Below are 20,804 nucleotides of genomic sequence, written 5' to 3' on the forward strand. Positions count from 1 at the left end.
CCGTGAAATAAGGCTATAACCGGTCGCCGCCGGTTTCATCGAAAAGCGAAATGCGCTCTTTCTGGATCGAAAAACCGGTGATGTCGTCGACCGCCGCCGTCGCGGATTCCTGCGCAATGGAAGCGATCTGGACGCCATGATAATCGAGCCAGATTACCCGGTGGTTGCCCATGGGTTCGACCAGCGACACCGTTCCTTTATGTTCGAACGCGGTATCGATCAGGACATCTTCGGGACGCACGCCGAGCACACATGGCTGGTTTTCGCGCGGGGTCGCGGCGAACACATACGACGAAACGTCGATATCCATATGCTCGTTGCGGAACCGGATGCCGCGTGCATCATCGTGAAGCGTGCCCTTGAGCAAGTTCATTCCCGGCGAGCCGAGGAAGGTCGCAACAAACAGGTTGTTCGGGCGCGCATAGACTTCCGCCGGCGTGCCGATCTGCTGGATCACACCGCCGCGCATCACGGCCATGCGGCTTGCGAGCGTCATGGCTTCCACCTGATCGTGCGTGACGTAGATCATGGTGGCGCCGAGGCGCTTGTGCAGTTGCTTGAGCTCGCGTCTGAGTTCGGTGCGAAGCTTGGCATCGAGATTGGAAAGCGGTTCGTCGAAGAGGAACACATCCGCTTCACGCACGATCGCGCGGCCGATCGCCACACGCTGACGCTGGCCGCCGGATAGCTGCGCAGGCCGGCGCTTGAGCAACGGACCGAGTTGCAGCATCTCGGACGCGCGCGTCACGCGCCGTTCGATTTCGGCCTTGGGCGTGCCCGCTATCCGCAAGCCAAACGACAGGTTGCGCTCCACGTTCATTGTCGGATACAGCGCATACGACTGGAAAACCAGGGCGATGCGGCGATCCTTCGGGTCGGCCCAGGTCATATCCTGGCCGCCGATTTCTATGCTGCCGCCGCTCACGTCGATCAACCCCGCAATGCTGTGTAGCAAGGTCGACTTGCCGCAACCGGACGGTCCAAGCAGCACCAGGAACTCTCCGGGTTCAACCTCCAGATCCAGTGATTCGATGATTGTGTTGGTCCCGAGCCGGATCTCCAGATCGCGGATGGAAACATTCGCCATGGCGTTGGATGCGTTAGACACGTGTGTAGACATGAGCCGCCTTGGACTAACCTTTGACCGCGCCGGAAGCAATGCCGCGCACGAACCAGCGCCCCGACACGAAGTAGATGGCGAGCGGCACCATGGAGGTGAGAATGGTCGCTGCCATATTGACGTTGTAGAGACGCTCGCCCGTTGTCGTATTGATGATGTTGTTGAGCTGCACGGTCATGGGCAGGTTCTTCGTACCCGCGAAGACCAGGCCCAGGATGAAGTCGTTCCAGATGCCCGTGACCTGCATGATGACGGCGACCACGATGATCGGCGTGGACATAGGCACCATCAGTTGCAGGAAGATGCGCCAGAAGCCACCGCCGTCCACGCGCGCCGCCTGGAACAGTTCGTGAGGCAGCGCTGCATAGTAATTGCGAAACAGGAGCGTCATGACGGGCATGCCGAAGATCGTGTGGATCAGCACGATACCGGGCAACGAGCTGAACAGATGCACCGTCGCCAGCACGCGGACCAGCGGATACACCATGACCTGCACTGGAACGAACGCGCCCATCAAGAGGATCGCGAAGAGGGTGCCCGCGCCACGCGGTTTCCAGAACGAAAGCGCGTAACCATTCACCGCGCCCACGAGAATGGACAGGATCGTGCTCGGCACCACGATGCGTACCGAGTTCCAGAATCCGACCTGGATGCCCTTGCAATCGAGTCCTGTACACGCGGACTGCCATGCTTCGCGCCATGCATCGAGCGTGAAATGCACGGGGAACGCGAGAATGTTGCCGAGCCGGATCTCGGTCATCGGCTTGACCGACGTCACGAGCATCACATACAGCGGCAACAGGAAAAACAGTGCCGACGTCAGCAGGAACGCATACACGCCGAGGCGCGCCGGCGTAAAGCGCGGCTTGCGCCGCAACGGCTGGCGTAGCGTATTCATCGTGCATCCCTCAAGCGCAACGCGCGGCTGCGGACATAGAACACGGGCGCAAGGATCGCGAGCACGGTGACGAGCAAGATGATCGACGCGGCCGACGCCAGTCCGAGATTCGCGCGTCCGAACAGATAGTCCATGATGAATTTCGCAGGCACTTCGCTCGCGGTGCCGGGCCCGCCCTGCGTCATTGCGACGACCGCGTCATAGAGCTTGATGACCATTACGAAGAGCAGGATGAACGCGGTCGAAATCGATGCACCCAGCATGGGAATGACAATGCTCACATAAACGCGCCAACGCGGAATGCCGTCGATGCGCGCCGCCTTCCAGATCTCTTCGTCAATGCCGCGCAAGCCCGCGAGCAGCAACGCCATCACGAGCCCCGAGGCTTGCCAGACGGTTGCGATCACGAGCGTATAGACCACCTTGTCCTGATCGACAATCCAGTCGAAGCGCGCATGCGTAAAACCGATCCGGTGCAGCACTTCCTGAATCCCGAGTTGCGGATTCAGGATCCACTGCCAGACAAGACCGGTTGCCACGAACGACATGGCATACGGATATAAAAACACCGTGCGCAACGCGCCCTCGCCCACCACCTTCTGATCAATGAACACCGCCAGCAGCAATCCAATCGCTAGGCACACGACGATAAACAACACGCCATAGATCACGATGTTCTGCAGCGAGAGCATCCACCGGTCGTTATTGAAGAGCCGCAGGTACTGCGAGACACCCGCGAAGCTTGTCGATGCGAACGTGCGCGAGTTGGTGAACGACGTGCGCAAGCTCCACAACATGGTGCCCAGATATGCGAACACGACAGTCAACGCAAGCGGCACGAGCGCAACGTACGCGGCCAAGGGAAACCGCTTCCTGAGCGGTTTCCTTGTAGCGCGCCTCCCGGCCGGGCGCAGCGCTTGGTCGCCAGGCGTCACGGCCATCAGCTTTTCAGTCCGCTGGCGAAGGCCTTTTGTGCATCCTCGACCGACTGGTTCTTGTTCCAGAAGTTGGTGATGACATCCTGCAACGCGCCGTTGATATCCGGCGGCGTCAGCATTTCCGGATTCGGCAATTGCCGCGACTTGTCCTTCATGATCGCAATGCCCATCTTCGCGCACATGTCGAGACTCGAATCGTCGATGTCCGAACGAATCGGAATGGAGCCCTTCTTCGCGCTGAACGCAACCTGCGCGGCCGGCGAAGTCATCACGGTCGCCAGCAGTTTCTGCGCCTTGATTGCATTGGCGTCGTCGGTCTTGGGGAACACGAATGCATCGCCTGCAACCAGATAGGGCGAATGCGGACCAAAGCCCGGGAAGCAGCCGAAGTCCTTGCCCGCCGATTGCTTCGCCGCGACGAACTCGCCCTTCGCCCAGTCGCCCATGATCTGCACGCCGGCCTTGCCGGAGATCACGAGCGCCGTTGCGTCGTTCCAGTTGCGTCCCGGCGAACCCGGATCAACATAGTTATGCAGACGCTTGAACTGCGTCAGCACTTTCTTGAAGGCGTCGGACTTGACCGCGTTCACATCGCGATCGCGATACACCTTCAAATACAGGTCCGGGCCGCCGACATTGGCGAAAACCGCATCGAACGTGATCTTCTCCTGCCATGCCTGACCGCCGAGCGCGAGCGGAATCACGCCAGCCGCTTTCAGCTTGTCGAGATCCGCGATGAATTCATCGTACGTGGCGGGCTCTTTCGCGATGCCGGCTTTCTGGAACGCCGGCTTCGAATAGAAGTACCACGCCGGCATGTGGATATCGACGGGCGCGGCATAGAAATGGCCGTTGGACTTGATGCTCTCGATGATCGATGGCGGGAAGGTCTTGTCCCAGTTCTCCTTGGCGGCGACATCGTCGACGTTGTTGAGCAGCCCCTGGTCGATGATGTCGTGGAACTGCTTGGACGTATTGAACTGCGCGGCGGTCGGCGGATCGCCGCCCATGATGCGGTTGAGCGCTGTCGAACGCGCCTGGTCCGCGCCGGCGACGGCGTTGTCGACCCACAGGCCGCCGGCCTTGTTGTAGGCGTCGGCGAACTGCTTGATGGCGGCGGACTCACCGCCCGAGGTCCACCAGTGGATCACGGTGGCTTTCAGCGGATCGGCGTGCGCCGCGCTGCTGGCCGCGACGGCGGCAATGACGCTGACAACCAGTTTCTTCATGCGGTTCATTGAGTCTCCTCCAGGCTGTCTCGCCCATGTGGTCCAACGGAATCGGCATTGATGCTTCGGTTAGGTCGTTACGCGCGTGCGTTGCGCTCCTCCAGGAACTTCGCGATCAGTTCGGCGCTGCGCTTGAACGTGCGTTCCTGCGTTTCGTAGTTCACATGAATCACGCCGAAACGGCGCTCGTATCCGTAGGCCCATTCGAAGTTGTCCATCAGCGACCAGATGAAATAGCCGCGTACGTCCACGCCCGCCTTGATCGCGCTGTCGACGGCGGCAAGATGGCGCTTGAGAAACGAGATGCGCTGTTCGTCCTCGACACGGCCATCGATCACCTTGTCGTCCGACGCCATGCCGTTCTCCGTGATGTAGATTGGCGGCAGTGATGGATAGGTCTTGTTGAATCCGGTCAGCAGGTCGCGCAGTCCGTCGGGATACACCTCCCAGCCCATTTGCGTGCGCTCGACGCCTTGCAGCGGCACTTCGGTGAAACCATGCGCACCATCGCTTTTGACGTTAGTGCGAAAGTAGTAGTTGATGCCGAGAAAATCCAGCGGCGTGCCGATGGTGTCCATGTCGCCTTCTAGCACCAGCGGTTCCGTACCCGGCCACAATTCGAAGAGATCCTGCGGATACGATTTTTTCAGCAGCGGATCGAGCACCCATGCGTTGTGCTGGACCTCGAACAGATGCGCGGCGTGGGCATCGGCGGCGCTGCCGGTGTCGGCCGAACCTTTCCCCACGTTCGCGACAATGCCCTTCAGCGACCCGGGATCATTCGCGCGCAACACCTCGACCGCACGGCCATGCGCAAGCAGCAGATGATGCATTGCTTGCGTGGCATACCGGCCGTTCGCGAGTCCCGGCGCGTGATGGCCGTTGCCATAGCCAAGGAACGCCGAGCACCATGGTTCGTTGAGCGTGGCCCACGCGTCGACCTGGCCTTCGAATTCGCGGCTCATCAAGTCAGCGTATTGCGCGAAGCGATAAACAATATCGCGATTCAACCAGCCGCCACGGTCTTCCAGATACTGCGGCAGGTCCCAGTGATACAGCGTGACAAAGACCTTGAGGCCCTTCTCCCTCAGTCGCGCGACCAGCCGCTTGTAAAAGTCGATGCCCTTGCGGTTCGGCCGGCCCGCTTCATCCATCACGCGCGGCCATGCAATCGAAAGACGATAACCGTCCACGTTCAGCGCCGATAGCAGATCAAGGTCCGACTCCCAGCGATGATAGTGATCGCAGGCGAGTGCGCCGGTATCGCCCGCGAGCACTTTGCCGGGCGTGGCTGAAAACGTGTCCCAGATCGACGGGAGGCGGCCGTCTTCATTCACGGCCCCTTCGATCTGATACGAAGCGGTTGCGGCGCCCAGGAGGAAATCTCGTCGCCAAAGGGTGGAATCGGCGGGCGGGGAAAACGGATCGCTGGAAACAACGGCTGCGTCGAGTGCCACGGAAACTCCTGTAGATCGGTGGAGTGGAAGCGCTTCCACAAGCGCTTGCGAACGATAGCAGCGCCGATTAAACAGGGACAATCCGGGTTTGTATGGATGCAGGAACAGATGAAGTTGTTGAAGCGCGATGGCCACGAAAAAGCAACCGCTCTCGACGTGCAAGACGCGTCCGGTAACTTCCGCCCTATACCGTGTTTCGCGACCCGACGTGAGCCTCTACCAGCGGCGCGACGCCAGCGGTTGCGCCGCTTGTGCAAGTATGGACACGGGCGTTTCATCCAGGCCGGCTCCGGCACGGCGCCGCCCTTGCTCCGCCTCGTCGGCCAGCCGGCTTGCTTCCCATTCGCGCTGCCATTGCTCGACTTCCTGGCGCCGTTCGATAGCGAGCCGCGCCTCCTCTTCCTCGTCGATCCACGCGGAGAACGTGACAAACGCACGTTCTATGGCTTCATATTGGGCTGCCGCACCGGACACCGTGAACAGCAACCGCTCGCCGTGGCCGGGATGGGTCCAGTAGACCGCGATCTCGTGCCCGGCAGCGACGTGTCCGCTTGCCGTGGATGCAACCGGCAATGCCGGTGCGAAATCGCTCCAGCGCATCATTTCGTCAGTGGTTGCCTTGAACTGCGCCGCGCCGGACGCGATCCGCTTTGGCGCGGCTTTTTCTCTCGCGACGACTCGGACCGGCCAGTCGAAGCTGCCGGAGCGCAAGCGCTGAAACTCGCCGGGGGCATCGCTGGAAATGAATTCCTTCGATACCCGGCTCACATTCAGCGTGCGCGACGACAGCCGCAAATTCAGGTCGATACCGCCGCCAAGCACGCGGATACGGCGCTCGTCGTCGCGGATTTCAGCCACGCATGGCGACGAAACCTGCGACTCGCGCCGGTCGTCCATGTAGCCATGCACCCACAGCGCCGCGAGCACGAGCAACGATACCGCGACTGCAACATCGGTCTGCGGCGCAAGAACGAGCCCGACAAAAAGCATGGCAAGGGCCACGGCGAATGTGCTGATCTTGATGAACCGTCCAAAGACGGTGTCAGCCTGGAAAAAGGCAAACAACCACATGAATTTCCCCGGAGTCTTCTTCTCTTTGTTTTGACTTCACTTCCACGGCCGGCGGGCGCGAATAATGGTTTTGCCCGGACTGCGGAAGGCGCGATGCTTCGCTTGGCGTACATCTGCATACGCTTGCATGTACTCATAAACCGTCAGGAAAACGCTGCGGAAACCCCCGTTACCGCAGCGCCCCTCTCTCTCACACACGGCCCCGCCAGTTTCGGCAATGATGCGCGCAGTGCGTGGCACCGCACACCCATTGCGTCCGCTTTTTCCACCCATTTCGTTCGCGTTCTTCCGGCGTTTTCCAATCCCCGCTCGAGCGCTCAAGGCCTGTCAGGCGTGCAGCGCGCGCACGCGCGCCGCGGTTTCCGCACCGATGCTGCGCGCATTGCGCATCGATCCCGCGTTCGCCGCTGTGCGCAAGCTGGTCACGCTGTTGGCAACACGCCGCGCGCGGGCGTCCGTCGGCGTGCACCCGAAGCGCTCCTTGAATGCGCGATTGAACGTCGATTCGCTCATGAAGCCGACCGCGCATGCAATTGCGCCAATCAAATCGCGGCTGTGCGCTGGAGATTCGAGCCGGCGCATGGCTTCGTCCAGGCGGCGCGCGCGGATGTATTCCGCTACGCCTCCCATCGGCTCGAACAGCGCGTACAACGCCGTGCGCGAGACCTTCAGTGCTTCGCGCAATCGCGCCGGACCCAAACCGGGATCGGCGAGATTGCCTTCTATATAGCTGCGCGCCTGCGCCCGGATCACGGGCGTAAGGCGCGGATCGCCAGATTCTTCACGGCGCTCGGCGCGGCGCAGCACGCACGCAGCCAGGAAGTCGAGCGTGGCTTCGCCGGCCACGCTCGATTCCTCGTCGTCCATGGACGTCGCAACATTCGCGAGACTGCGCATGTGCGAGGCGACCAGCCGTCCGATCGGGTCCGTCGCTTCCCAGGACAAACCGTGCATTTGCAGCAGTCCGCCCGTGCGCCGGTCGATCGCCTGACGCGGAATCATGAGGGTCAGCATGGGCGCGTCGCGCGTCACGCCGATATTTTCGACCGCCAGATCGCGCACGACCACGGAGCCGAGCGAAACCTCGTGCGTGTCGCGTCCGAATGTGGACACCATTCTTCCGTCGAGCAGGCAATGCACGAGGTAATGGTCCACGCCGGAAGTCGCGATCTTGCGCTTCGTGCGCTGATACACGGCTTCGCCGTGGGTAATGTGCGAAGTGAGCAGCATGCCGCCGAGCGCCCAGCTTTCCTGGCTCGCCCGGAACGGCGCGGGAGGATTGGTCGGGCGCTGGATCTCGAACATTGCGTCGAGCCCTTCGCGCCAGATTTCCTCGGCGTCCTTTTCCGCGAACTCGGCGCTGTCGAATTTCAGGACCAGTGGCATCGCTTTACTTTGCCTTTTATAAACTGCGATAAACCGCGCTGATTTAACCGATTACCGGATCTTCCCGTTTATTCATTATCGTTACGCAACCATGCATATAGGGATTAACGGCTTTCATCGATAAAACTTTAGCACGCGTTTAAATCGCGGAACGAACCGTTAATGGCGCCGGAATGCAATCCAGTCAACGCCCCGATAAAACCGGCGACGCCGGCATGCGGTCGAAACTGCGCCGCACCAGATGCCAGCGCACGCGTTCTTGCGATTCGTGATCGAGTTCGGTGAGAAAGCGTGTTTTCCCCGCTATTACCGCGCCGACTGGAACACCATCGCGGAAAAGCACGCGATTACCCGGCATGGCGGGCACCTTTTCTCCCGGCAATAACGTGCCCGCCACATTCAGCGGGTCGACGGCGCTGATCGCGATCATGCTGCCATCGGCGGGACGGTTGCGCATGGTGCGCAAGAGCGGCACGGCTTCGGGCAACGCAAACTGTTCGCCCGGCAAACCGGCGACAAAGCGCCCGCCGCGAATCTCGCCGCGCGCTTCGAGCCGGTGATATACGCGCAGCAGGTCGCGCCACGGCGGCAGCCAGTCTGCTTCGCGTTCGAGCAGACGCCAGAAAACCACGCCGTATCGGCGCAGCAAGGTGGTGGCGACGTGTTCCAGCGCATCGCTCGCGGCTGTTTCCGAGCGGCGCAGCAGCACCCAGCGCCCTGCATCGTCCATTCCGCCGATGAACCGCCCGCCTCGCCGCGGCCTGCGGCTACCGAACGCATTACGCCGCGAAGCCGGCGCGATCAAGGCGCGCAGGCCGGCGAAACTATCGGCGTTCACCAGTCCCATCGATACCAGTTCGCCCAGCGCGGTCTCGAGTTCCGTGTCGAGCAGGCGCACGTCGGTGCGCAGTTCATCGAAGAACATTGCGCCGTGTCTGGTCAGCGCGTCGAACACCAGTTGCGCCCGCGATGAAGGCTCGGCCGTCTGCACCGGCTGCATCAGCGCGTTCCACGCGGGCAGGTTGCGGCGCGGCAGCAGGACAATCGGCGTGGTGCGCACCGGGCCGCCCGAACTTCGTGAGCGCACGCCGGGCCGGCTCCAGACGACCTTGCCGGCGCGGCTCAGGTCGTCGAGCCAGGACATCGAATATTCGCCCAGGCGGGCGGGCAGGATTTCGTCTTCCCACGCGACGGCGGGCGCTTCATAACCTTCAAGTTGCTCGATGACCGACATCAGCGCGTCGTGGCCGTCGGCGTGCGGATCGGCTTTGGAATCCGCGCTCAGGTGCTGCCAGTCGAACTGGAAGCGCATAAAATCCTGCAGCGCGACCGGCTCGATCTCGCGACGCAGACGGCGCACGGTGTATCGATGAATACGCGCCAGCAAATGCCGCTCGCACCATTCTTCCTCGGCCGCGCCCGGCGTGAAGCGCCCACGCATGACGTAGCCTTCGGCTTCGAGCCGCGTGAGCGCCAATGCCACCGGCGAGGCCGGAACCACGAGAGCGCGTGCGATCGCCGGCATGGGCAGTGGCCCGAAACCGCTCAACCGCGCCCGCACGATTTCAACGAGCGCGTCGTCTTCGGTCCAGGTTTCATCGAAACCGGGAAGCGGCTTCAAGTGCGGCTGCATGTGCGCGACCGGATGAATCGCGCGCACGCACGTGAGGCGCTCGACCGGCACCCACAACCCCTCCTCCGGCGTCACCTGCATACGCGTCGCACGGCCCGACTCCGCCAGCGCGCCGAGCCATGTCAGCCAGCCTTCGTTGGTTTGCGCCTCGGCGTCCGTGACGCACGCAAGCGCGGACAACGCCTCATGCATTTCGTCGGCGTTACGCGCGGACGGCCACGCCTCTTCACGCACGCCGGCTATGGCGTCGGCATCGAGCGCGCCCAGGTCGTCGGCCGATTCGGGATCGGACCAGCGGCGCGCCAGCACGGCTTGCGTGCGGCGCTCCTCGATTGGAGCATTGTCGAGAAACGCATACGGACGCGCCGATAAAACCTCCGCCGCCAGCGGCGACGGCGCGGGCAGGTCGCGCGTCACGAGCTTGATATCACCACTTTCGATACGGCGCAGCAACGCAAGCCACGCGTCGCAATCCATGGCTTCGTGCAGGCAGTCGTCAATGGTCTGGTCCACCAGCGGGTGATGCGGCACCTCGCGCTCGCCCACCACGTTTTCAATACACGCCACCTGATCCGGAAACACGGCCGCGAGCAGATCGTCGCTTTTCATGCGCTGCAATTGCGGCGCGACGCGCTTGCCTCCCGCGTATCGAGGCAATGCAAGCGCGTTGGTCGCATTCCAGCGCCAGCGCACGCCAAAAAGCGGCGCGTCGAGCAGCGCCTGGATCAGCACGTGTTCCGCCGTGGCCGAGCGCAGATAACGCCAGACTTCATCGAGCGGAAAACTGTGGCTTCCCGTCAGCGATAAAACGATGGCGTCTTCGGTCGCCGCCGCCTGCAATTCGAAGTTGAAAGTGCGGCAAAAGCGCTTCCTCAGCGCAAGGCCCCAGGCACGGTTGACGCGGCTGCCAAACGGCGTGTGGATGACAAGCTGCGTTCCACCGGAGGCATCGAAGAAACGCTCCATCACGAGCGTGTCCTGTGTCGGCAAGACCGAAAGCGCCGAACGTGCGCGCGCGAGGTATTCGACTATCTGCCGCGCCGCCGGATCTCCCATACCCGTGTTTTCATGGAGCTTCGCGATCGTTTCTTCAACCGTGAATGCGGCAAGCCACGCGTCCACCTGCTGATGCAAGCGCGCAATGGCAGCCGATAGTTCGTTGCTGCGTCCCGGCGCTTCGCCGAGCCAGAACGGAATGTTCGGGGGCTGGCCGTGCGCGTCCTCGACCCGGACACGGCCGCCCTCCACGCGCAGGATCTTGTACGACGCGTTGCCGAGCTGGAACACGTCGCCGGCAAGACTCTCGACCGCAAAATCTTCGTTGACCGTTCCAATCTGCAGGCCTTGTGGTTCAAGCAGGACGGCGAAATCGGCGTTGTCGGGAATCGCGCCGCCGGAGGTCACCGCGGTCAGCCTGCCGCCGCGCCGGCCGCGCAAGGTGCGCGCCACCGCGTCCCTATGCACATACGCGCCGCGCACGCCGGTCCGGCCTGTGTAGCCTTCAGCCAGCATCCGCAACACTGCGTCGTATTGCGCGCGTTCGAGCGCGGCGTATGGCATTGCGCGGCGCACAAGCGCGAACAGCGCGTCTTCGTGCCATTCGCGGCTCGCCACTTCGGCGGCGATCTGCTGCGCAAGGACATCGAGTGGCGCATTCGGAACGTGCAGCGCATCCAGTTCGCCGCGCGCGACGCAATCGAGCAGCGCCGCGCATTCGATCAGATCGTCGCGCGACTCGGGAAACAGCCGCCCTTTTGGCGTGCCGCCGACCTGATGGCCCGAACGCCCCACGCGCTGCAGAAATCCGCCAATCGATCCCGGCGAGCCGAGTTGGCAGACAAGCTCCACGTCGCCAATATCGATACCCAGTTCCAGCGACGCCGTCGCAATCAGCACTTGCAACTCGCCGCGCTTGAGCCGCTGTTCGGCGTCAAGCCGCTGCTCCTTCGCAAGACTGCCGTGATGCGCGGCGACCGCATCACGGCCAAGCCGTTCCGTGAGATGGCGCGCGACGCGCTCGGCCATGCGGCGGGTATTCACGAACACGAGCGTGGTGTTATGCATGGCGACGAGTTCCGCGAGCCGGTCGTAGACCCGCTCGCGCACATCGTTCGACATGATGGCTTCGAGCGGCACGGGCGGAAGTTCAAGCGCGAGATCGCGGTGGCGGACATGACCCACATCGACGATGGCACATGGCCGGTTCCCCGTCAGGAATTGTGCGACGAGTTCTATCGGCTTTTGTGTCGCCGATAACCCGACGCGCACCGGCGTCGCTTGCCGGCTTTCCATGCACAACGCGTCCAGCCGTTCGAGGCTGAGCGAAAGATGCGCGCCGCGTTTGTTCCCGGCGACCGCATGGATTTCATCGACGATCACCGTGCGCACGGTGGACAGCATCGATCGGCCGGAGTCCGAACTCAGCAGCACGTAAAGCGATTCCGGCGTCGTCACCAGAATATGCGGCGGCCGCTTTTTGACCGCGTTGCGCTCCTTCGGCGTGGTATCGCCCGTGCGCACGGCGGCGCGGATTTCAACGGGCGGCAAACCGAGCCGCTCCAGTTCCGCCGAAATCCCGGCGAGCGGTTCCTGCAGGTTCACGCGGATATCGTTGGAGAGCGCCTTCAGCGGCGAGACGTAGACCACGGCGGTCTCATCGGGCAACGGCCGAGCGCGCTCGACGCTCTCATGCACAAGTTGATCGATGGCCGCGAGAAACGCTGTGAGCGTCTTGCCGGAACCCGTAGGCGCTGCAACCAGTGTCGAGCGGCCGGCCTTGAGCAGCGGCCACGCGCGTGCCTGCGCCTCGGTGGGTGCGGCGAAATGCCGGTTGAACCAGTTCGCGACGGCGGGGTGAAAGCCTTCGAGCGGTCCGGAAGACAACGTGTTGGCTGCGGTCATTCCACTAGTTTATGCGTGGCAGGAAAAATGCGTCCGGTTGGGCTGTACGCCGTCAACGTCAAAATGATCGAACCAATCATCCGAACGATCGATTTGCGCATTATCGAGATACGGACTACACTTCATTTTGATCATTTCAATCAAACATATGATCGATTCGAGCATTCGACTCGAGATCGCCCTCACACAGGATCAAAACGGAGACCCGCATGGCCCAGTTACCTATCAAGCGTTCTATCGAGCGCGTTCCCGGCGGCATGATGATCGTGCCCCTGCTGATCGGATCGCTGATCGCGACTTTCCTGCCCGGCATGCCGAAGTTCTTCGGCTCCTTTACCAACGCGCTCTTCACCGGCGCATTGCCCATTCTCGCGGTGTTCTATGTGTGCATGGGCGCGAGCATCGACGTCAAGGCAACGCCGTATCTCATCAAGAAAGGCGGCGCGCTGTTCGCGGCGAAGATTGGCTCGGCGATCGTGGTCGGGATCGTGCTCGGGCATTTCCTGGGCGAACAGCCGGTGTCGTCGGGTATCTTCGCTGGCATTTCGACCCTTGCAGTCGTGGCCGCGATGAACGACACCAATGGCGGCCTGTATATGGCGCTGATGGGCCAATATGGCCGGTCGGAGGACGTGGGCGCGTACACGATCATGTCGCTCGAATCCGGCCCGTTCCTGACGATGGTCACGCTTGGCGTAGCGGGTTTGTCGGCATTTCCGTGGCCCACGCTCGTGGGCAGTATCCTGCCGCTCGCGGTCGGCATGCTGCTTGGTAACCTGGACCGTGAAATGCGCGACTTTCTTTCGCGCGCCGTGCCCGTCATGATTCCGTTCTTCGCGCTGGCGCTCGGTGCAAGTCTCGATCTGCATAAGGTCTGGCAAGCCGGATTGCTCGGCATCGGCCTTGGCCTGGCGGTTGTAGTTGTCACCGGTATTCCGCTCTATTTCACCGATCGCATGACGGGCGGCACCGGCGTGGCAGGCGTCGCGGCGGCGAATACCGCGGGCAACGCGGCGGCCGTTCCGGCGTTGATCGCGGCGGCGAATCCGGTCTATTCCGAGGCCGCAAAAAGCGCCACGCTGCTGGTCGCGGCCTGCGTGGTGGTGACGGCAATCGTGTCGCCCATTCTGACCGCCGCGGTCGCCAAACGCGCCAGCGCCCGTGCCGAGGAGCGCCGCGTCCTCGCCAAAGAGGCCACGCGATGAGCGCACTGAACCCCCGCAGCCTGCTGATCATCGCCGACGACCTTTCCGGCGCCGCCGATTGCGCCATTGCGTTCGCCGGCGCGGGACGGCGCACGATCGTGACGCTGGACGCATCGAGCGCGTTGAAAGCCGGCGCCGACGCAAACCCCATCGACGTGATTGCCGCCGATACCGACACCCGCCGCCTCGCGCCCAAGGTGGCCGCGCGCCGCACCGCCGATGCATTCAGCACGCTGAACGCGCCCGGACGTCGGCTCTACAAGAAGATCGATTCGACCTTGCGCGGCAACTGGGCTGCCGAGGTCGCGGCGCTGCAACCGCGCGCCGGTCTCGCGATTGTCGCGCCCGCGTTTCCCGCGACTGGCCGCACCACGAATCGCGCGCGCGTGCTGGTGCATGGCGAGCCGCTTGAAAGCACCGATACCTGGAAGCTGGAGAACGCCGACCGGCCCGCGAACGTGCAGACCATGCTGGAAGACGCGGGTTTGCGCTGCGATTCGATCAATGTGGACACGCTGCGTGGAGACGCCGATGTGCTGCGCAACCGCATTCGTGCAACGACGAAGGAACGCGTCGAGGCGCTGATCGTCGATGCCCACACTAGCGACGATCTCAAGCGGCTCGCCGAGATCACCTCGCAGCTTGACCATGAGCTTTTCTGGGTCGGATCGGGCGGCTTGGCGCGTGAACTGGCGGCGCTTCCCGCGCTCTTCAGCAACCCGCCGAACCGGCCGCTCGTCCATGAGAAACAGGATGGGGCGATCCTGGTGCTGGTGGGCAGTCTGTCGTCCGTGTCCGAGCGCCAGTGTGCGATGCTGCGCGAACGCGCGGGCGTCGCCGAGCTGATCGTGCCGCCCGCCATATTGCGCGCGGGCGATGCTCACCACGACTGGCGCGAATGGCAAGGGAAGATCGGCGATTTTCTCGTGAAGCGAATCGATCTGCTGGTTCGTATCGGTCGCGACGATGCCTTCGATCCGGCCGAGGGCGCGCATCTGTCCAACGCGTTGGCCGCGCTGGTCGCGCCGCATTTCCAGCACGTCGGCGGCCTGATTGCGACCGGCGGCGAAACCGCCCGCGCGATGCTGAGCGCCACGGGCATCGGCAGTCTCGATCTTCTGGCGGAAGTCGAAGCGGGCGTTGCGGTCGCGCGTCCTTCAGCGCCGCTGCCTTCGCGCCCCGCCATTGTCACCAAGGCTGGCGCATTCGGCAGCGAGCACGCGCTGTTCGGCGCATGGGAACACTTGCGGCGGTTGCCCTCGTCCGCTACGAAAACGGCTACAGCTACAGCTACGATCCCAGCCACGAACACACACTGATTCAAGCGAGCGCGAATCTGAAAGCGCCCCACATACACGGAGCAATACCTTAGATCATGAGCAACTATCTTCCCGTAATCGGCATCACCATGGGCGATGCAACCGGCGTCGGTCCCGAGATCATCGTCAAGAGCCTGACGCATAAAGTGGTCTACGAGCAATGCCGTCCGCTCGTGATCGGCGACGCGCGCCGTCTTGAGCAAGCCAATGAAATCGTTCATGGCAGCGCGAAAATCCGCCGCATCAAGGACGCGACCGAAGCGAAGTACGAACCGGGCACCATCGACTGTATCGACCTGAACCTGATTCCCGACGACTTGCCCTTCGGCCAGTTGTCGCCGATCGCGGGCGACGCCGCGTATCAGTACATCGCGCGTGCGGTACAACTGGCTGAATCGAAGCAGATCGACGCCATCTGCACGGCGCCGCTCAACAAGGAAGCGCTCCACGCAGGCGGCCACAAGTATCCGGGCCACACTGAAATGCTCGCGTACCTGACGGGCGTGAAAGAAGTATCGATGATGCTCGTCGCGCCGCAGTTGCGCGTGATTCACGTGACCACGCATATTGGCATTATCGATGCGATCAAGAAGATCGAGCCGGGCCTCGTGCAGCGCACGATTGAACGCGGCAACGCGACGCTCATCAAGGCGGGTATTGCGAAGCCGCGTATTGGCGTGTGCGGCATCAATCCGCATGCCGGCGAGAATGGTTTGTTCGGCTATGGCGAGGAAGAGGAAAAGATCATTCCCGCTGTGAAAGTGCTGCAGGAACAAGGCCTCGACGTCACCGGTCCGCTTCCTGCCGATACACTTTTTTTCCGCGCCGGCCGTGGCGACTTCGATCTCGTGGTCGCGATGTACCACGATCAGGGACACGGCCCCGTGAAGGTGCTGGGACTCGAAGCCGGCGTGAACGTGACGGTTGGGCTGGAAGTGATCCGGACCTCGGTGGATCACGGCACGGCGTTCGATATCGCGGGCAAGGGCATTGCCGATGAACGCAGCCTGCTCGAAGCCTTGCGCCAGGGCGCGGAACTCGCGACCCGGCGCGGCTGATGGGTTTCAGTCGTGTAACATCGGCGGCCTTGTTCTTCGCATGAGCCCATCACGATGAAAGCCGCCGACCGTCACCGCGCCATCCTCGATCTCGTCCTCACTCGCGACGCCAATGTCGAGCAGTTGAGCGAGGCGCTGGGGGTATCGGAGGCAACGGTGCGGCGCGATCTCACCATGCTCGCGAAGGAGCGGCGGCTGGTGCGCACCTACGGCGGCGCGACGGCGCTGGTCGGCGCGCACGAGCCGGAGGCGTCGCTGGAAGAGCGCAAGTCGGCGCAGCGCGAGCAGAAGGAAGCGATTGCGCAGGCGGCGGCGGTGCATGTTCACGACGGTGACACCGTGTTGCTCGATGGCGGCACGACGTGCGCGGCGCTTGCGCGGCAGTTGAGCGCGCATCGTGATTTGCATGTGGTGACGAACAACCTGCTTGCCGTGATGACGCTGGCGAATGCGCCGGGCGTGAGGATCACGCTGATCGGCGGGGATTTGCGGGCATCGAGCATGAGTACGCTCGGGCCGCTCGCGGAACTGGTGCTGAGCCGCTTGAGCGTGGATGTGGCGTTTCTCGGCGCGGACGGCGTTGCAGCGGATTTTGGCTTGTGCGAGGCGACGGCCGAGCAGGCTTACCTGAAGGATTGCATCATCCGGCGCGCGGCAAAGCTGATCGTTCTCGCCGATGCCGACAAACTCGGGCGCGCGAGGCAACAGCATTGGACACCGCTTGAGCGGGACTGGACGTTGATTACGACCGGGTTGGCAAGGGCGGAGCAGTTGGCGCCGTTCAAGGCGTTGAAGGGGGTTGTCGTGGAAGTGGCGGGGGTGGTGTAACTCTTCCCCGCTGCAACTTTTTGGCTCATGAATTCTCTTCCAACGCTTTTCCGCGGTAATCGCGCCCAATGACAACGAGCGCGATTTCATAGCGGATTTCCCGCATCGCCATCAGGTAGCGGCATGGCAGCGTGTTTTGCGGCCTCACGCGCGGCCTTTGGCAACGGCGGCGGATTCGCGCCACTGCCCTGCAACGTCGCAAGCGGTTTATCGATGAACATTTGGCTTGGCAACCTGAAGCCTTTCAGCGCGAGCAGTTCGAGCGGCCCTTTTCCCACGTCAGTGCGCATGAAATAACTGAGTGGATAAATCAGATTCGCGGGCGCGGCGGTAAGCGGCGGCTGGGTGACAAGGCGATCCAGCGACGCATGGCCGGGCGATTCATCGTCCACAAAACCGCTCCAGTCGTCGGCGCTGCGAGACGTCGGCGGCGACGCGTTATGCGGACTCGCGGCGGCAGCCCTGGCGACGACTTGCACCGGTCGCGTATCCGGCTCGGCCTGCCACGTCAGTTGAAACGTTGCGCCATCAATGGGCTCGACCTTGGCGCGCTCCAGCATTCGAACAAACGCCCAGCGTCCACCAAACTCAAAATTCTTGCTCATGCCCGCCGTTTCGGTTTGCCATTGCAAACGCGTGCCGGCAACCTGCGGATCATTCGAAGGCCATTGCAAACCCTGCCAGCGTTCGCGCTGGTTGTAGTAATGCAGTTTTTGCGCGTCCAGCGTCAATACCGTGTCCGTAATGCCCGGAGTCGGAATCGGCTTGAAATCGAACCGATACTGCGGCTCGCCCTGCGGCATCAAATGCCCCGCGACTCGCTGCAATATATTCACTGCTCTCAGAAATGCCGGATCGAACTGCAGTGTGCCGCCGCGCGAACTGACTTCAACCCATTGATCGCCTTGTAATTCCAGCACCCCTGCAAGTTGCGAACCGAGAAACGAAGCAATCAATCCGCCTTGCGGTCTGATGAACCGCGCGAGTTCGGGGATGGACGCGTCGTTGTCGGTGTTGTCGAACGGATAGCGGCCTGCGAACGACTTGTTCCAGTGGGCAGCGATGGACTGATGCCACGTATCGTTCAAACTGGCTTGCGCGGGTTGCAGGACGATTTGCGTGGCCTGGGCCACGGGACGCACGAACAATGCTTCGCCCATGCCGGACCATTGTGCGCCGAGACTCGCAGAAACGAGTTGCGCGTAGGCCTGAGTATCGGCGAGTTCCGACGCTTTGCCCTGGAACAACGCCTGCGCAAGTTGGCGCGCCTGAAGGTCGGCATCGCCGCCGTTGGTGATTTGCTGGAGCTTTAGACGCAGCGCGATGATGCGATCAAGGTAGCGTTGCAGACTGACATCGCCGGTGGATGCATTGCCCTTGCCGGCCGTGTCGCTCAGCTGCCCGGTAAGCCTGAGCACCGGGCCGAAAGCTGTCGACAACGGCCCGGAACTGTTCGCGACCGCAGCCGTTTCGGCGCCGTCCTTTTTTCCAAACAGGTTTTGCGCCCTGGCGACCAGCGTATCCGATAGCGATGCCTGATGCATGCCCGCGTTAGCTTGATAATCGATCGACTTCATCAAGGCGATGACCGGCGACTGACGCGCGTCGGCAAGTAGTTTCATCTGCTCGATGGCGGCCGGAATGTTCGGCGCCGGCTGCCATTGCAACGCGTTCATAAAGCTCTGCCAGTGCTCGGCATAGTCGTTGAAATATTGCGCGGTGAGGGTCTGCTCAAGCGTGCTGGCTGAAGTCGCGGGCAGCGCATGATCGGTTGTGTTGGCTAAGACCCAGTCACGTCTCACGTCACGGTTCTTCGTCGCTTCGGTAATTGCCGCTGCGACATAACCTTCATAAGCCTGGCGGGTGTAGATGCCCGGCACTGTCGCGTTGGTGCGGATCAATCCGCGTGTGTCGGTGCCCGCGGTGAGCGATGCCAGTGTCTGATCAGGGTATTTGCTGCCGGCACCGGCCAGCACGCTTTGGTAGACCGTGTCTTCCGAATTGCGCACGCCAATGACCGAAAGCAGTGTCTGACGCGACGCGTTCACAAGTTCCGCGCGAGGCTGGATGCGCCACGCATCGTGCGTTTTCAGATGCTGCGCGTAAAAGCCAAGCAAACGTTCCGACATATCCAGCTTCGCACCAATGGAAACGTTCGCGTTCGTGGACCAGTAATGCATGAGTTGCGGCGTGATGAATCCCGCATCGACGCGGCCGGGTTCGGCAAGCATCAAATAGGCTTTCAGGGCTTTGTGGCCATTGGCTGCGGCTGCGTTCCCGGTGTCATCAAGCGTATCGGTTGGCATCTGGCTCAAGTCCACCAGCGTAGCTTCCAGGTTTTGCTGAATCGGTGTCACGAGCAGCGACTTACTCGCATCCGCATACGCCGGCCAAAGCGCGGCGAGAATTGGCGCGTCCTGATTCAAACCGAAGCGCGACCATAACGGCGGCTGATGAGCGATGCGTTCTTCGTATTTGCCAATCCTTTGCTGCAACGCGAGCAAGGCTTGCAGACGCGCCGCGGCATCGGGTGCCGCCTGCAACGTTTTGATGGCCGCTCGCGCTTGTGCTACGTCCCGGCCGTTGGTCATACCCGATAACAGCATGCCTGCCGTCCCTATGCCAATCACACTGAGCGAGATCGTTGAAAACACGGTAACCGGATGGGCGCCCATGCGCTTGCCCCGCTGCTTGCGCGCGGTCGCGGCAATATGTTTCCAAAGCGGAAGATCGGCGGCGGTGAGTACTTCGGGATTGCGCTCTTCAACCGGGTCAGTGGTTAGAGGATAAGGGGCGAAATATGCGCCACTTACCGGTTGATGCCGGGCGCCGCGATTTGCCAATGACGCGATCAATGCAGCCAGCGGCGCGCTGCGTTGATCGAGCCGTTGGGACAGTTTCGCCCCATATTTGTCCTTGCGGTTTCGAATCAGTTGCCCAACGCTTTCGTTACCCGCGCGGCTGCACAACGCGAGCAGCGTCGATTCAATTGAACGCTCATTGGCATCGGCCCGAAACTCACAGCCAATCAGCGCAGTTCTGCCGTCGTTGAATGTGTCGGTTTGCGCCACGTCGAGCAGATAGACCGGTGCGGACCAATGCAGGACTTCGGCAACACGCGTGAGCGTCACGCTGTTCGCGTGCGTGCCCCGACGCGGCAAAGTCGTGCTGGCGTTGCCGTCGAGCGTCAGGATCACGGCATCGACCGGGCGGCGACGGCGCAGCATATAGATCTGCCTGAGCCATGCGTCGTCGGGACGGCCGTCTGAATCGGACGTGTTCAAGAGCAACAATGCGTCGCCGGTGCCTAACCATCCATGCAGGGTCAGTTCCGGCAGGAACCGGTGGACAACGGAAGGGTCGCCGGTGACAAGCAGTCTGGGTTGACGGCGCAGCGCGCGATCGCGCAATGCAAACTTGAGGCTATCGAGTTGGGACGCCTTTTGCTTCGCATTTGAATCCGAGTCGTCCTGGTCGAATTGATCGGGTGCGGCGTCAATGTTCTCAGGCTCCCGTGTCCCTGCGTCATGAGGTCCGGCGATGTGCGTCAGTTCCTCCCAAGCGTCTGCAATGGGACCGTGAAAGCTAATAAGCAGCGCGCAGACAACACTAATCAGCGCGATCCATGCAACCCGCTCCGATACCAGCGACAGCGACGGCGTGCCGCTGAAATACACCGCCGATGCCGCAGCCACGCCGGCCATCACAACTAAGACGGCATATTTCACACTGAAACGGATAGTCATTTAATGATTCACCTG

The 20,804-nt window shown here is 62.1% G+C and carries 13 protein-coding genes; 4 read left to right on the forward strand and 9 right to left on the reverse strand.

Going from position 1 to position 20,804, the window contains the following annotated elements; translation table 11 throughout:
- Window positions 1-13 precede the first annotated feature (13 nt).
- The 8 genes from ACRWA7_RS09525 to ACRWA7_RS09560 form a co-directional block, all read right to left on the reverse strand.
- A complete protein-coding gene (locus ACRWA7_RS09525) occupies window positions 14-1,120 on the reverse strand; it encodes an ABC transporter ATP-binding protein (protein ID WP_438392451.1) in 1,107 nt (368 codons plus the stop codon).
- 13 nt (window positions 1,121-1,133) lie between these two features.
- Window positions 1,134-2,018 (reverse strand): carbohydrate ABC transporter permease, encoded by an 885-nt coding sequence (locus ACRWA7_RS09530; RefSeq protein WP_438392452.1) that lies wholly within the window; start codon window positions 2,016-2,018, stop codon window positions 1,134-1,136.
- A complete protein-coding gene (locus ACRWA7_RS09535) occupies window positions 2,015-2,959 on the reverse strand; it encodes a carbohydrate ABC transporter permease (protein WP_438392453.1) in 945 nt (314 codons plus the stop codon). Before ACRWA7_RS09535 ends, ACRWA7_RS09530 begins: the two co-directional genes overlap by 4 nt.
- Window positions 2,959-4,194, reverse strand: coding sequence for an ABC transporter substrate-binding protein (locus ACRWA7_RS09540; RefSeq protein ID WP_438392454.1), 1,236 nt, complete (start codon window positions 4,192-4,194; stop codon window positions 2,959-2,961). The genes ACRWA7_RS09535 and ACRWA7_RS09540 overlap by 1 nt, the downstream gene beginning before the upstream one ends.
- A 68-nt stretch (window positions 4,195-4,262) precedes the next feature.
- Window positions 4,263-5,642: a GH1 family beta-glucosidase gene (locus tag ACRWA7_RS09545; protein WP_438392455.1), complete on the reverse strand. Its 1,380-nt coding sequence runs from the start codon at window positions 5,640-5,642 to the stop codon at window positions 4,263-4,265.
- Between the two features lie 216 nt (window positions 5,643-5,858).
- On the reverse strand, window positions 5,859-6,713 hold the full coding sequence (locus tag ACRWA7_RS09550) for a hypothetical protein (RefSeq protein WP_438392456.1): 855 nt from the start codon (window positions 6,711-6,713) through the stop codon (window positions 5,859-5,861).
- A gap of 327 nt (window positions 6,714-7,040) precedes the next feature.
- Complete coding sequence (locus tag ACRWA7_RS09555) at window positions 7,041-8,099, reverse strand: helix-turn-helix domain-containing protein (RefSeq protein WP_438392457.1); 1,059 nt, start codon at window positions 8,097-8,099, stop codon at window positions 7,041-7,043.
- A gap of 184 nt (window positions 8,100-8,283) precedes the next feature.
- Window positions 8,284-12,633: a DEAD/DEAH box helicase gene (locus tag ACRWA7_RS09560; RefSeq protein ID WP_438392458.1), complete on the reverse strand. Its 4,350-nt coding sequence runs from the start codon at window positions 12,631-12,633 to the stop codon at window positions 8,284-8,286.
- A gap of 209 nt (window positions 12,634-12,842) precedes the next feature.
- On the opposite strand from ACRWA7_RS09560, the gene ACRWA7_RS09565 reads away from it, so the two are divergent.
- The 4 genes from ACRWA7_RS09565 to ACRWA7_RS09580 are packed head-to-tail and all read left to right on the forward strand — an operon-like array spanning window position 12,843 to window position 17,043.
- On the forward strand, window positions 12,843-13,838 hold the full coding sequence (locus tag ACRWA7_RS09565; protein ID WP_060858642.1) for a 2-keto-3-deoxygluconate permease: 996 nt from the start codon (window positions 12,843-12,845) through the stop codon (window positions 13,836-13,838).
- Window positions 13,835-15,157, forward strand: coding sequence for a four-carbon acid sugar kinase family protein (locus ACRWA7_RS09570; RefSeq protein ID WP_438392459.1), 1,323 nt, complete (start codon window positions 13,835-13,837; stop codon window positions 15,155-15,157). Before ACRWA7_RS09565 ends, ACRWA7_RS09570 begins: the two co-directional genes overlap by 4 nt.
- Before the next feature lie 56 nt (window positions 15,158-15,213).
- Window positions 15,214-16,215 carry a 4-hydroxythreonine-4-phosphate dehydrogenase PdxA gene (gene pdxA, locus ACRWA7_RS09575; protein WP_438392460.1) on the forward strand — a complete coding sequence of 334 codons (1,002 nt, stop codon included), beginning with the start codon at window positions 15,214-15,216 and terminating at the stop codon, window positions 16,213-16,215.
- Between the two features lie 54 nt (window positions 16,216-16,269).
- Window positions 16,270-17,043, forward strand: coding sequence for a DeoR/GlpR family DNA-binding transcription regulator (locus ACRWA7_RS09580; protein ID WP_438392461.1), 774 nt, complete (start codon window positions 16,270-16,272; stop codon window positions 17,041-17,043).
- Between the two features lie 86 nt (window positions 17,044-17,129).
- On the opposite strand, the gene ACRWA7_RS09585 is transcribed toward ACRWA7_RS09580, so the two are convergent.
- The gene (locus tag ACRWA7_RS09585; RefSeq protein ID WP_438392462.1) at window positions 17,130-20,789 is read right to left on the reverse strand and encodes an ImcF-related family protein; all 3,660 of its coding nucleotides are present in this window, start codon (window positions 20,787-20,789) and stop codon (window positions 17,130-17,132) included.
- Between the last annotated feature and the right edge of the window lie 15 nt (window positions 20,790-20,804).

The sequence above is a fragment of the Caballeronia sp. DA-9 genome, assembly GCF_051615025.1.
Taxonomy (GTDB): domain Bacteria; phylum Pseudomonadota; class Gammaproteobacteria; order Burkholderiales; family Burkholderiaceae; genus Caballeronia; species Caballeronia sordidicola.